This window comes from Streptomyces chattanoogensis (assembly GCF_001294335.1).
Classification (GTDB): Bacteria; Actinomycetota; Actinomycetes; order Streptomycetales; family Streptomycetaceae; genus Streptomyces; species Streptomyces chattanoogensis.
Map to the genome: position 1 here is coordinate 1 of NZ_LGKG01000141.1, position 12413 is coordinate 12413.

The window sequence follows — 12413 nt, forward strand, 5'->3', positions numbered from 1 at the left end:
CCGATGGTACTGCAGGGGGGACCCTGTGGGAGAGTAGGACGCCGCCGAACAATTTTTGGGGAAAGCCCCGCACCGTATGGTGCGGGGCTTTTCTGCGTTCCGGGGCAGTGCGCTGCACATAGGGTTCGGGGCATGCGATACGACCTCGTCATCTTCGACAACGACGGTGTGCTCGTCGACAGTGAGCCGCTTTCCAACACCATTCTGGCCGGCTATCTCACCGAGCTGGGCCATCCCACGTCGTACGAGGACTCGATACGCGACTACATGGGTGCGGCGATGCACCGCGTCCACGAACTCGTGCTGGAACGCACGGGGCAGCGACTGCCGCCGGAATTCGACGATGTCTTCCATGACCGGGTTTTCGCGGCGTTCGAGCGAGAGTTGCAGCCGGTGTCAGGGGTGACGGAGACGCTGGCGAAGCTGGCCGCGGACGGTGTTCCGTACTGCGTCGGGTCCTCGGGAAGTCATGAGCGGATCCGGGTGGGGCACCGGAAGACCGGCCTGGACCGGTGGTTCACGGCCGGGCGCATTTTTTCCTCGCAGGATGTGGGACGAGGGAAGCCGGCGCCGGATCTCTTTCTGCACGCCGCACAGGAGATGGGCGTGGCGGCGGAGCGGTGTGCCGTGATCGAGGACAGTCCGCTGGGGGTGCAGGCGGCGGTCGCGGCGGGGATGGACGTCTACGGGTTCACGGCGATGACGGGGGCCGAAAAGCTGCTGGAGGCCGGGGCGACGGAGTTGTTCGGCGAGATGGCGGAGTTGCCGGGGCTTCTTCGGTAGGAGCCGGTGGGGGATCGGTGGGTCCGGCCGCGCGGCGATATTGGTTGATTGGTTGAGTGATTCATCTACCCAGCAGTAGTGCGGAGTTCTAGGCTGTGCGGCCATGACGGCCCCGGGGGTACCAGAAGCACAGCTGCGGCACGGCCGGGGTTCGCTTGCCCTGAGCTTCTTCATCCAGGGGGCGGTCTTCGCTCTTCTGGTGACGCGGATACCGGCGATCCAGGACCGGTACGGGATATCGGACGGGCTGTTGCCCGTCTTCCTGGCGGCAGTGCCGGTGCTGGCGGGAGCCGGGAGCGTCGTCACCGAACATCTCGTGAAGCGGGTGCGGCCCAGCGTGGTGCTGCGGTGTGCGCAGCCGGTGGTGTGTCTGGCGTTGCTGGCCGTGGGGTCGGTCGGTTCGATGGCACAGGTGGCGTGTGCGCTGGCGGTGTTCGGGCTGTCGGTGGGGGCGCTGGATGCCTCGATGAACATGCTGGGCGTCACTTTGCAGCGGGCGTACGGGCGGAGCATCATGCTCGGCTTTCATGCCGCGTACAGCCTGGGCGGGATCGCCGGCGCGTCGCTCGCCTGGGCCGGGGCGCACTGGCAGCTGTCACTGGCGGCGCTGTACGGGCCGGTGGTGCTGGTGTTGACGCCGTTGGCGTGGGTCGCGGGCCGGTGGTTCGTGGACCGGCGGACGGTGGATCCGCAGCCGGCTGATCGGCAGGCCGTGGCGTACCAGGAGGGAGCGGCGAAGGCTTCCCTCGGCATGAGGCTGCTGTTGCCGCTGTGCCTGGTGATGGCGTTTGCGTATATCGGGGATTCGACGGTTTCCAACTGGAGCGCCAAGTATCTGCAGGATGTGCTCGGGAGCTCGGAGCAGCTGGCGACCGTTCCGTACAACGTCTATATGGTCACCACGCTGCTGGGGCGGGCGTTCGGGGACCTGGGAGTGCGGCGGTTCGGGGCGGCTGCGGTGGTGCGGGCCGGGACGGTGATCGCGGCGGGGGGCTTTGCGCTGGTCGCGGCGGCGCCGGGGGCGTGGACCGGGATGGCGGGGTTCACGCTGCTGGGGCTCGGGCTGTGTGTGATCGTGCCGCAGACGTTCGCGGCGGCGGGACGGCTTGCGGATGAGAGCCACCACCCCGGTGCCTCGGACACGGCCATCGCACGGCTGAATATTTTCAACTATGTGGGGTTTTTGATCGGGTCGCCGCTCGTGGGGGCGCTGGGCGACGCCTGGAGTTATCGGGGGGCGATGCTCGTACCGATGGCGCTCGTACTGGTGACACTGGCGTACGCCCGTTCCTTTGACCCAGGGCGGGAGCTATACGGTGACGACCATGAGCGGCCGCGCACAGCTGATGTGGGATGAGGCAGTAACGGGTTACGACTTCGGGCCCGGCCATCCGATGGACCCGGTCAGACTCGCGCTGACCATGCGACTGGTGGAGGCGTACGAGCTCGACCGCGGGCCGCTGGAGGTGGTGGCAGCCAAGCCGGCCGGGGATTCCACGCTGCGGCTGGTGCATCGTGAGGACTACATCGGGGCGGTGCGCAGGGCCTCGGCCGATCCCGCGTCGGCGGACATCGGGTACGGGCTGGGGACGGAGGACGTTCCGGCGTACGCAGGGATGCATGAGGCGTCGGCGCTGATCGCGGGGCAGTCGGTGGGGGCGGCGGAAGCCGTCTGGCGCGGCGATGTGCTCCACGCGGTGAATTTCGCGGGCGGGCTGCACCATGCGATGCCGGGTGGCGCGTCCGGATTCTGTATCTACAACGACGCGGCGCTGGCGGTCGCCCGGCTGCTGGAGCTGGGCGCCGAGCGGGTGGCGTATGTGGATGTGGACGTCCATCACGGGGACGGCGTACAGGCGGCGTTCTGGGAGGACCCGCGGGTGCTGACGGTTTCGCTGCATGAGCATCCGCGGACGCTCTTTCCGCAGACCGGCTGGCCGGAGGAGACCGGCGGTGAGGGTGCGGAGGGCAGCGCGGCCAATGTGGCGCTGCCGGCCGGAACGGGTGACGAGGGCTGGCTGCGCGCCTTTCATGCGGTGGTGCCGGAGCTGCTGCGTGCGTTCCGGCCGCAGGTGATCGTGACGCAGCACGGGGCGGACACCCACTTCGAGGATCCGCTGGCGCACCTGGCGGTGAGCCTGGACGCGCAGCGGGTGGTGGCCGAGACCTGTCATGAGCTGGCGCACGAGCTCGCGGACGGGCGGTGGGTCGCGCTCGGTGGCGGCGGCTATGCGGTGGTGGATGTGGTACCGCGCAGCTGGACGCATCTGGTGGCGATCGTGGGGGGCCGGCCGATCGATCCGGCCTCGATGGTGCCGGAGTCCTGGCGGCACGAAGTGTTCCGCCGGACACGGCAGTTGGCGCCGCAGCGGATGACGGACGGGCGGACGCCGCGCTGGCGGGACTTCGCCGACGGCGGCTACAACCCGGCGGACCGGCTGGACCAGGCGGTGCTGGCCACCCGGCGGGCGGTGTTCCCCGCGCATGGTCTGCTGCCGTAGCGGCGACCGTCGCCAGGGGCGCCTGTAACGCTGTTACGGCGGTCATAGCGGTCATGACGACCGTATGGCCACAGTGGCCTCGACGGCCGCCCCGTGCCCCACGGATGTGTGACTACCCGTCGGTTGGGCCATCCGACGGCCGGTCAACGCATCAGCATGGTGCGCGTGTTGGGCACCGGGGCGCTGCGGGCGCACCTGATCGAGGCGCGGCTCGCGGGGACGATCGCGACCCTGCGCGAGAAAAGTCTGGGACGGTACCGGCTCTTCGCGGCGCGCGATCCCCGGGTGCTGCTGGGGCTGGATCCGGACCGGGACTGGTCGGCGGGTGAAGTACTGCGGCTGATGGGGCAGAAGTGCGGCGTTTCGGTCGATCCCGCGCACACTTCAGGCCCCGATGTGATCGATCCCGACCGTACGATCGCGGCCCTGGACAGGTTTGCGGACCGGGTCGGTGAGGCGGCCGGCCGAGGGGTCCCGGTGCTGCTCGGTACCGGGCATCCGCACCGGCTGCTGGAGTTCTACGCCACCCTCGCAGACGCTCTCTCGGCGGCGGGCTGTCCCGTCCTCACCCCGGCGTATGGTCGCCGTGTCGACATGGCGACCAGGTTCGGGGTACGCACACGCTCCCTTGTGTACGTACGGGGAGTCGCGCTGATGCGCGAGGCGGGCGCGCGGGGAGCACCCGGTACGGGGGGCGTGCACACCCATTCGCCGCTCCCGGTGCGGGCCGCACTGGCGGCCGCGGCGGACGCCGGCGGGCCGCTGCCGGGCCTGGTGATCGGTGACCACGGATGGGTCTGCGGAGCAGGTCAGCTGGGCATCGAGGCGATCGGGCTGGCCGATACGGACGACCCCGCGCTGTTCGTCGGACAGGCCGAGGGCCGGGTGTCGGCGGTGGTGCCGCTCGATGACGCCGTGGGTTCCGTGCACTACCTCCCGCTGACGCGTTATGTACTCAATCGTGCGTATCTGTCACGGTAGGCGGCCGTTACCGGCTCCTCTTCCCCACTCGCATCACTGGCCCCTAATCTGGGGAGTGAGCGCATAGCGACGAAGAGTCACCGGAGGGGAAGCCGGTGACCGTCTTATGCGGAAGGTGCAGGTGTGGCATGGCTGGAGATCAGAGGCCTCTGAACGAGGTCGTGTTTCTTACCGTGGCAGAAGTGGCCACGGTGATGCGAGTGTCGAAGATGACCGTGTACCGCTTGGTGCACAGCGGTCATCTGCCCGCGATCCGGGTGGGGAGGTCGTTCCGCGTTCCGGAGCAGGCCGTTCACGACTATCTCCGTGAGTCCTATGTGGGGGTGGAATCAGCCTGACGGGTCCTTCCGAGACCCTCGGATTACGCCGTACGCCCGGCGCCGGGTAGGCTGGCCCGATGTAGGTAGTGTGGGCTCGGACGCCCCGCACCGAGTGATTCGAAGTGAGCGAGGGTAGTCGTGGGCTCTGTTATCAAGAAGCGGCGCAAGCGGATGGCTAAGAAGAAGCACCGCAAGCTGCTCAAGCGCACCCGCGTTCAGCGTCGTAACAAGAAGTAAGCGACGCTGAATCGCGATTTCGCGGCCTCCTGTCACCTTGGTGTGGCAGGGGGCCGCGGTGCGTTGTGGGCCGTATGGGCGGGCCTTGGGCGCGAAATGCAGCTCTGGGCATCCTGCGGTCATCGCAGCGCAACACCGACCCGATAGCGTGGCTCGCACAGCTCGACTCAGGCGGGAATCCGACGAGACTGCCGAGGGCGGGAAGGAAGGGCTGATCTTGGGCAAGGTCGTGCTCGTCACGGGAGCCGCACGCCAGCTGGGGGGCCGGTTCATCCGCCGTATCCGGCGCGATCCCGACATCGACCGGGTGATCGGGGTCGACGCCGTGCCACCGGAGCACCATCTGGGCGGCGCCGAATTCCTCAGGGCCGATATCCGGCAGCCCACGATCGCCAGGGTCCTGGCCGAGACGGGCGTCGACACCGTCGTCCATATGGACATCAACGGCACACCCCTGGGCAGCCGCGGCGGCCGCACCGCCGTGAAGGAAACCAATGTGATCGGGACCATGCAGCTGCTCGGTGCCTGTCAGAAGGCCCCGAACGTGCAGCGCCTGGTCATCAAATCCAGCGCCAGTGTTTATGGTTCCGCGCCGAAGGACCCCGCCGTATTCACCGAGACCACTCCGCCCAAGTCGCTGCCCAGCGGCGGCTTCGCGAAGGACGTCGTCGAGATCGAGGGATATGTGCGCGGCTTCGCCCGGCGGCGGCCCGATGTGGCGGTGTGCGTCCTGCGCTTCGCCAACATCCTCGGGCCGTGCGCGGACTCCCCGCTCGCCGAGTACTTCTCGCTGCCCGTCTGGCCCACGGTCCTCGGCTACGACCCGCGGCTGCAGTTCGTCCATGAGGACGACGCCATCGAGGTGCTGCGGATCGCCTCCGCCGAGGCGCGCCGCGGCACCCTCAACAGCGGGACGTTCAATATCGCCGGGGACGGTGTACTGCTGCTCTCGCAGATCTCGCGGCGGCTGGGGCGGCCCACGCTGCCGCTGTTCCTGCCGACGGTGACCTGGGCCGGTACGGCGCTGCGCGCCATCGGCGTCACGGACTTCTCGCCGGAGCAGATCCGGATGCTGACCCACGGCAGGGTCGTCGAGACGACCCAGATGCGCGAGACACTGGGCTTCCACCCGCAGTACACGACGGGGGAGACCTTCGCGGAATTCGCCCGCAGCCGCGGCCCCGGGCTGCTGCCGCCCGAGTGCCTCGCCCGCACCGTCGACAAACTCGCCGGCGTGCTGCCCGCACGCTGAGGCCCGACCCAGTGAGGAGTTCACCCACGATGGCGGACGCCAAGGTCATTCCCTTCGGCGAGGAGCCTCGGGCGCGCAGAAAGGCCAGGCGGGCCGAGCGCGCGGGGCAGGGCGCGGCGCTGGCGCCCGTACCGGAGGCGCGCAGCGAGCCCGAGGAACCGGCGGCGCGCCGCCGGCCGAGCACTGGGCGGTCCCTCGACGAGAAGATCGCGGGCGGGCTGGCCTTCCTGCGCCGGCGGATCACCGGTGACTACGAGGTCGACGACTTCGGCTACGACGAGGAGCTGACCGATCAGGTCCTGATGTCGCTGCTGCGGCCCTTCTACGAGAAGTACTTCCGGGCGGAGGTCAAGGGCGTCGAGAACATCCCCTCCGACGGCGGGGCGCTGATCGTCGCCAATCACTCGGGGACGCTGCCGCTGGACGGGCTGATGCTCCAGGTCGCGGTGCACGACCACCATCCGGCGGAGCGTCATCTGCGGCTGCTGGCGGCCGATTTGGTGTTCGTCCTGCCGGTGATAAACGAGCTGGCGCGGAAGGCCGGGCACACCCTGGCGTGTGCGGAGGACGCGCAGCGGCTGCTGGAGCGCGGTGAGGTCGTCGGGGTGATGCCGGAGGGCTTCAAGGGCATCGGCAAGCCCTTCGCGGACCGCTACAAGCTGCAGCGGTTCGGGCGGGGCGGGTTTGTCTCGACGGCCCTGAAGGCCGGGGTGCCGATCGTGCCGTGCTCGATCGTGGGCGCCGAGGAGATCTACCCGATGATCGGGAACGCCAAGACCCTGGCGCGGGTGCTGGGGCTGCCGTACTTCCCGCTCACGCCGACGTTCCCGTGGCTGGGGCCGCTGGGTGCCGTACCGCTGCCGACGAAGTGGACGATCCAGTTCGGCGAGCCGATCTCCACGGAGGGCTATCCGCCGGAGGCGGCCGACGACCCGATGCTGATGTTCAACCTGACCGATCAGGTGCGGGAAACGATTCAGCACACGCTCTACAAGCTGCTGGTGCAGCGGCGCTCGGTGTTTTTCTGAGCGGTGGTGTGGCCGTCGGCTGCTGGTGTTCGTCGGGCTGGGCCGATGGGTGGCGGCGTGGGGGTACGGGGGGTCGCTCCCCGGGGGAATGCAGTAGCACACGCTCTACAAGCTGCTCGTGCAGCGGCGCTCGGTGTTCTTCTGAGGGAAGGACCGGAAGAACACCGAGCGCCGCGTCCGGAGAGCGCGCCGACGGCTATCTCGACGAGTCACCGCCGTCGATGCCCAGTCCGGGAAGCAGCCCGGGCAGCAGCGGCGGGAGGGTGACATCGGGGTGGTCGGGCGCGCGGTGGCCGGTGTGCGGGCTGGGGCTGTCGCCCTTGGCGGGCGGGTCGAGCAGACCGCCCGTGTTGCCGCCGAGCAGGCCTTCGTCCTCGGGCGGTGAGGCCGACGGACGCGGTGTGTGCGGACCGCCGCGGTGCTTGCCGGAGGAGGGCTTGCCGGACGGCTCGGCCCGGTCGCCGCGGCCGGACCCGGTGTCCGGGGCGGCGGGCGCGCGGTGGCGGGGACGCCTGGCGTCCGGGGTCTGCGGCAGCAGCTTGCGCAGCGGACCGACCTCTTCGTCTATGGCGTCGAAGACCGAGCTCACCTTGTCGCGGACGTCCGTGAGCTGTACGGGGAGCCTGTCGCGCAGCTGCGTCCAGGTACCGCGGTGGGACTGGGCGAAGGAGTCCAGCGCCTGGATGGGGCCGAGCGAGCCGTCGTGGGTGTACGCCTGGTGCAGCAGGTGGTGGCCCTGGCGTGCGTCGTGCGTGACGCCGTCCAGGGCCTTGCGGACCTCGCCGAGCGATTCATGGTCGAGGTCGGCGACCCGGCCGCGCTCCATCAGACGACGGGCCTCCATCATGCGCGTGGCGGCCTGGTCGAGATAGAGCCGCCCGCGGTCGGAGTCGTTGTCGGTCATGCCCAGCTTGAGGTCCTCCATGCCGCGCTTGAGGCCGTAGAGGGAGTCGCCGGGCAGGGCGTCGGAGCTGGCCGCGGCGACGCCGCTGAACGCCCCGGCGGCGACACCGACCGTCAGCCCGCCCGCGGCCAGCCCCTTGGAGAGCCGGGAGCGGGGGCGCAGCCGGCCGAGCGACTTGGCGGCGCGGTGGCTGCGCTTGGGTGTGCGCTGCTCGGGCACCCTGACGTCGTCGGACGGGGCGCCTTCGGCGAAGGCGGCCTCCATCGCGGCGACGAGCTGGGCACGCTGGACAGTCTTGACCTCGGCGGCCATCTCCGGCCTCGGGAGCCCCCCGAGGCCGTCGGCGACTGCCAACAGCCGTGCTTCTTCCGGCGCTTGCGCCGCACTGCCGACCTGGTCCTCGGCCGCCTCGCCCTGGAGGACCCGCTCCTCCAGGGCCTGGGCGAAGGCGTTGGCCCGCCGGTGCGCCGAGACATTCGCGATCACCTGCGGCACCTCCTCTCGTCATCCCGCTCGACTCCCCGGACTGGCTTGACTGGCCAGACGGACCGGACGGTTGCACCGTACTTCGCAACCACTCGAAAGAGTGAGAGGCGGCGGGCATGGCGTGACCGAATGGAGCCTGCATTCCGCACAACGAGCGCCGCGGCACTCGGGTTACGCGCTCACGATGATCTGACCGACCGGGCACGGGCGGTCACGAAGCGTAAGTGCGGTACGGCGTGGAGGAGTTGGCGAATTCGGCGGGGGCGGGGGGTGGTCGGTGGCGTCGGGTCAGCGGGCGTCTTCGGGGAGGAGCCGCGCCAGGGTGCGCACGGCGCGGTACTGGAGGGTCTTGATCGCGCCCTCGTTCTTTCCCATGACGCGGGCGGTCTCGGCGACAGACAGGCCCTGCAGGAACCGGAGTGTGACGCATTCCTGCTGCTGGGGGTTGAGCTTGCGGACCGCCTCCAGCAGGGCGGCGTTGGAGAGGGACTCGAGGACCGAGTCCTCGGGGCTGCGCTCGACCTCGTTGGCGTCGAGCATCTCTCCGGTGGTGACTTCCAGGCGGAACCGGGAGGACTTGAAGTGGTCGGCGACGAGATTGCGGGCGATGGTCACCAGCCAGGCGCCGAAGTCGCGGCCCTGCCAGGTGAAGGTGCCGATACGGCGCAGGGCGCGCAGAAAGGTCTCGCTGGTGAGGTCCTCGGCCGTGGCCCGGCCGCCCACGCGGTAGTAGATATAGCGGTAGACCGTGTCGGCGTACTGGTCGTAGAGGCGGCCGAAGGCGTCGGCCTCGCCGGCCTGGGCGCGTTCGACGAGATCCATCATGCGACGGCTGTCGCTGTCGGCGGGACGACGGGCGGTGGTCGTGCCGGCGCCCGAGCGGCGGGTTCTGCCGGCGGCCTTGGCGACCGCAGCACTCCCGTCGGCCAGGGCATAGCAGGGGCCGGCAGCGGGGACGGCTGAGGCGAATGCGGGGACGGCGTACGCGGTGGGGACGAAACTGCGCAGGTGGTCGACGAGCGTCGTACGCAGCGTAGCCAGGCCCGAGGCGTCAACCCCGACGTGTGGGTACACGGGACTCCCAGAGGCAGAGCTTCCATCACGTGCAGTGCGGGACCGTTCACTCGTCGTAGGGACGTGTGGGTTCCGGATTGCGTCTGAGGAGAATAACGCTTCGTACAGGCAGCGCTACACCCAGTTGCTCAAATCATCGATTACTTACGGTCCGTGCCGGGTTGGTGGCAGATCAAGTATCGAATATTGAGCAACTATTGATCGGAAGGCAACGCAATCTGCCTGGTTGGAGGGCGTGTTGTGGTTGACCGCCAGCAACGGGACTGACGGGGCAGCGGTGGGGGTAGGCAGCACGGATGGCCCGCCGTGCTGCCTTGATGATCAAGCCTGGTCAGCGGCGGCGGCGCTGGAGCGCGACCGCGGCGGCGGCGCCGCCCGCGAGGGCGCCCACACCGGCGGCGGCCGGGATGCCGATCTTGACGGCCTTGCGTCCCGTTCGGTAGTCGCGCAGCCGCCAGCCCTGTTCCTTGGCGTGCTTGCGCAGCCGGCTGTCGGGGTTGATCGCGTACGGGTGCCCGACGAGCGAGAGCATCGGGATGTCGTTGGACGAGTCGCTGTAGGCGGCGCAGTGCGACAGGTCCAGGCCCTCGGCGGCGGCGAGCGCGCGGACCGCCTCGGCCTTGGCCGGGCCGTGCAGCGGCTCGCCCACCAATTTGCCCGTGTAGACGCCGCCGACGGACTCGGCGACGGTGCCCAGGGCGCCCGTCAGGCCCAGCCGGCGGGCGATGATCGTCGCGGTCTCGACGGGCGCGGCGGTCACCAGCCAGACCTTCTGGCCGGCGTCCAGGTGCGCCTGGGCGAGGGCGCGGGTGCCCGGCCAGACGCGCTCGGCCATGTACTCGTCGTAGATCTCCTCGCCGATGGACATCAACTCGGCGACGCGGTGGCCCTGGACGATGGACAGCGCGCTGTTGCGGACGTCCGCCATGTGCTCGGGGTTCTCCGAACCGGCCAGCCGGAAGTAGATCTGCTGCCAGGCGAAGCGGGCGAGATCGCGCTTGTGGAAGAAGTGCCGCTTGTACAGGCCGCGGCCGAAGTGGAAGAGGGCGGCGCCCTGCATCACGGTGTTGTCGAGGTCGAAGAAGGCGGCGGCGGTGTCGTCCCCGGGGACCGGAAACTCCGGCTCCTCCGGGATCTGCTCGGGCTCGGGCGCTTCCTGGGAGGACTTGCGGGCAGCCTCGGCCGCGGCCTCGCCGGCCAGCACGCTGCGGGCCGTGGCGGGTCGTCTGCGGCGGGTGAACCATTGGGGAGCGGGCGCCATGACGGTAGCGTAGCCAGTTTGTTCGGTGCGACTGGTTACGGGCGCGTGTCCGGGAGGCCGGGGGCGATAAAAGGTTCGGTAAGGGCCGTCCGTACGGGGGGCCGTCCGGGGTTCAGGCGCCCAGTGCCGTCCGCAGCCGCTTGGGGTCGACGCGCCAGAAGTCGTGCTGTTTTCCGTCCACCAGGACGACCGGGATCTGCTCCCAGTACTTGCGGTGCAGCTCGGCGTCCTCGGTGATGTCCTTCTTCTCCCACGACGCGCCCGTCTCGGCGCAGACCTTCTCGATCACGGCCTGGGCGTCGTCGCACAGATGGCAGCCGGGCTTGCCGATGAGGGTGACCATCGCGTCGGCGGGGTTCTTGCGGGAGTTGCGGCTGAACAAGGGGGCCATGCAGCCATTGTGCCGGGTCGGCGCGGTGCTCCGGGGGTGGCGGTTCGCTTACCATCGGTGGGCGATTTGTAGGTTTCCGGGGGCATGGCGGCAAGGAGTGAGGGCCTGTGCTCCCCTCGGCGCTCCTGCGATACCAGTGGGACGCGGGTGAACGGTGTGACGTAGGAGTTGGTTCCGCGCACACCGGGAAAAGCCGCGTGACCCCGGTCACTTTGGGCGGACAAAGCGGACACTATCTTTGTGCACGCGTTCACAAAGGCATAGCCTGCGAGAGACAGGGCGGTCGGGTTCCATGCCGGCGCCCGCAGCCCCGCTCTACCCGCAGGAGCACCGTGGCAACTGGCCGAACTCACCGACCGGCGACCCGAAGCCGAGGGATTCCCGAGGCCACCGTCGCCCGGCTTCCGCTGTATCTGCGTGCACTGACCGCGCTCTCCGAGCGCTCGGTTCCCACGGTCTCCTCCGAGGAGCTCGCGGCCGCGGCGGGGGTCAACTCCGCCAAGCTGCGCAAGGACTTCTCCTACCTCGGTTCGTACGGCACCCGCGGTGTCGGCTACGACGTGGAGTACCTCGTCTACCAGATCTCGCGGGAACTCGGCCTGACCCAGGACTGGCCCGTGGTCATCGTCGGTATCGGTAACCTCGGCGCCGCCCTCGCCAACTACGGCGGCTTCGCCTCCCGCGGCTTCCGCGTCGCCGCGCTGATCGACGCCGACCCGGCCATGGCCGGCAAGCCCGTCGCCGGCATCGCGGTCCAGCACACCGACGAGCTGGAGCACATCATCGAGAGCAATGGCGTCTCCATCGGCGTCATCGCCACCCCGGCCGGGGCCGCCCAGCAGGTCTGTGACCGCCTGGTCGCCGCCGGTGTCACCTCGATCCTCAACTTCGCGCCGACCGTACTGACCGTCCCGGACGGCGTGGACGTACGCAAGGTCGACCTGTCGATAGAGCTGCAGATCCTCGCCTTCCACGAGCAGCGCAAGGCGGGCGAGGAAGGCGGCGCCGAAGCCGGCCACGAAGCCGGTCACGAGAGCGCCCCGCCGGCCGAGGTGACACGCGCCGCGGCCGCCGCGGCCGACCGCAAGGGACCTGACGGGGACGTTCCCGCCGTGATGCCGGCATGAGCGAGCGCAGCGAGCGAATCATCGAAAGGTGCGTCACAGGCGCAGGCTGTGCCTCGCGAAGCGAGGTG

At 69.5% G+C, this 12413-nt stretch carries 13 protein-coding genes; 9 read left to right on the forward strand and 4 right to left on the reverse strand.

Annotated features, from left to right (window positions below; all coding sequences use genetic code 11):
- The first annotated feature begins 132 nt into the window (after positions 1-132).
- The 8 genes from ADL29_RS19765 to ADL29_RS19795 all read left to right on the forward strand — a co-directional run bounded on the left by ADL29_RS19765 (position 133) and on the right by ADL29_RS19795 (position 7102).
- Positions 133-783, forward strand: coding sequence for an HAD family hydrolase (locus ADL29_RS19765; RefSeq protein ID WP_053924978.1), 651 nt, complete (start codon positions 133-135; stop codon positions 781-783).
- A 103-nt stretch (positions 784-886) separates the two neighbouring features.
- A complete protein-coding gene (locus tag ADL29_RS19770) occupies positions 887-2140 on the forward strand; it encodes an MFS transporter (RefSeq protein ID WP_053924979.1) in 1254 nt (417 codons plus the stop codon).
- The gene (locus ADL29_RS19775) at positions 2109-3284 is read left to right on the forward strand and encodes an acetoin utilization protein AcuC (RefSeq protein WP_053924980.1); all 1176 of its coding nucleotides are present in this window, start codon (positions 2109-2111) and stop codon (positions 3282-3284) included. The genes ADL29_RS19770 and ADL29_RS19775 overlap by 32 nt, the downstream gene beginning before the upstream one ends.
- Before the next feature lie 165 nt (positions 3285-3449).
- Positions 3450-4265, forward strand: a complete 816-nt coding sequence (locus ADL29_RS19780; protein ID WP_053925168.1) for a phosphatase — start codon at positions 3450-3452, stop codon at positions 4263-4265.
- Positions 4266-4393: 128 nt separating this feature from the next.
- Entirely contained in the window at positions 4394-4603 is a 210-nt protein-coding gene (locus ADL29_RS19785) for a helix-turn-helix domain-containing protein (RefSeq protein WP_030067109.1), read from the forward strand.
- Positions 4604-4723: 120 nt separating this feature from the next.
- Positions 4724-4822, forward strand: a complete 99-nt coding sequence (locus tag ADL29_RS41250; RefSeq protein WP_003948845.1) for a 30S ribosomal protein bS22 — start codon at positions 4724-4726, stop codon at positions 4820-4822.
- Between the two features lie 217 nt (positions 4823-5039).
- Positions 5040-6074, forward strand: a complete 1035-nt coding sequence (locus ADL29_RS19790) for an NAD-dependent epimerase/dehydratase family protein (RefSeq protein WP_053924981.1) — start codon at positions 5040-5042, stop codon at positions 6072-6074.
- 29 nt (positions 6075-6103) lie between these two features.
- Complete coding sequence (locus tag ADL29_RS19795; protein WP_046927321.1) at positions 6104-7102, forward strand: lysophospholipid acyltransferase family protein; 999 nt, start codon at positions 6104-6106, stop codon at positions 7100-7102.
- A gap of 196 nt (positions 7103-7298) precedes the next feature.
- Here the strand turns inward: ADL29_RS19795 and ADL29_RS19800 are convergent, their stop codons facing one another.
- From ADL29_RS19800 to ADL29_RS19815, 4 genes are all read right to left on the reverse strand, one after another.
- A complete protein-coding gene (locus ADL29_RS19800) occupies positions 7299-8492 on the reverse strand; it encodes a DUF5667 domain-containing protein (protein ID WP_053924982.1) in 1194 nt (397 codons plus the stop codon).
- Between the two features lie 288 nt (positions 8493-8780).
- The gene (locus ADL29_RS19805) at positions 8781-9566 is read right to left on the reverse strand and encodes an ECF subfamily RNA polymerase sigma factor, BldN family (RefSeq protein ID WP_046927322.1); all 786 of its coding nucleotides are present in this window, start codon (positions 9564-9566) and stop codon (positions 8781-8783) included.
- A gap of 331 nt (positions 9567-9897) precedes the next feature.
- Complete coding sequence (locus tag ADL29_RS19810) at positions 9898-10827, reverse strand: HAD family hydrolase (protein WP_053924983.1); 930 nt, start codon at positions 10825-10827, stop codon at positions 9898-9900.
- 112 nt (positions 10828-10939) lie between these two features.
- Positions 10940-11218 carry a glutaredoxin family protein gene (locus ADL29_RS19815; protein WP_053924984.1) on the reverse strand — a complete coding sequence of 93 codons (279 nt, stop codon included), beginning with the start codon at positions 11216-11218 and terminating at the stop codon, positions 10940-10942.
- A gap of 332 nt (positions 11219-11550) precedes the next feature.
- Here ADL29_RS19815 and ADL29_RS19820 point away from each other — a divergent pair, with 332 nt between their 5' ends.
- A complete protein-coding gene (locus ADL29_RS19820; protein ID WP_053924985.1) occupies positions 11551-12345 on the forward strand; it encodes a redox-sensing transcriptional repressor Rex in 795 nt (264 codons plus the stop codon).
- Positions 12346-12413 lie beyond the last annotated feature (68 nt).

Bases quoted from the DNA above. Each gene is read 5' to 3' on its own strand.
- ADL29_RS19810 (WP_053924983.1), bottom strand. From the start codon at position 10,827: ATGGCGCCCGCTCCCCAATGGTTCACCCGCCGCAGACGACCCGCCACG.
- ADL29_RS19785 (WP_030067109.1), top strand. From the start codon at position 4,394: ATGGCTGGAGATCAGAGGCCTCTGAACGAGGTCGTGTTTCTTACCGTG.
- ADL29_RS19795 (WP_046927321.1), top strand. From the start codon at position 6,104: ATGGCGGACGCCAAGGTCATTCCCTTCGGCGAGGAGCCTCGGGCGCGC.
- ADL29_RS19775 (WP_053924980.1), top strand. From the start codon at position 2,109: ATGAGCGGCCGCGCACAGCTGATGTGGGATGAGGCAGTAACGGGTTAC.
- ADL29_RS19815 (WP_053924984.1), bottom strand. From the start codon at position 11,218: ATGGCCCCCTTGTTCAGCCGCAACTCCCGCAAGAACCCCGCCGACGCG.
- ADL29_RS19770 (WP_053924979.1), top strand. From the start codon at position 887: ATGACGGCCCCGGGGGTACCAGAAGCACAGCTGCGGCACGGCCGGGGT.
- ADL29_RS19765 (WP_053924978.1), top strand. From the start codon at position 133: ATGCGATACGACCTCGTCATCTTCGACAACGACGGTGTGCTCGTCGAC.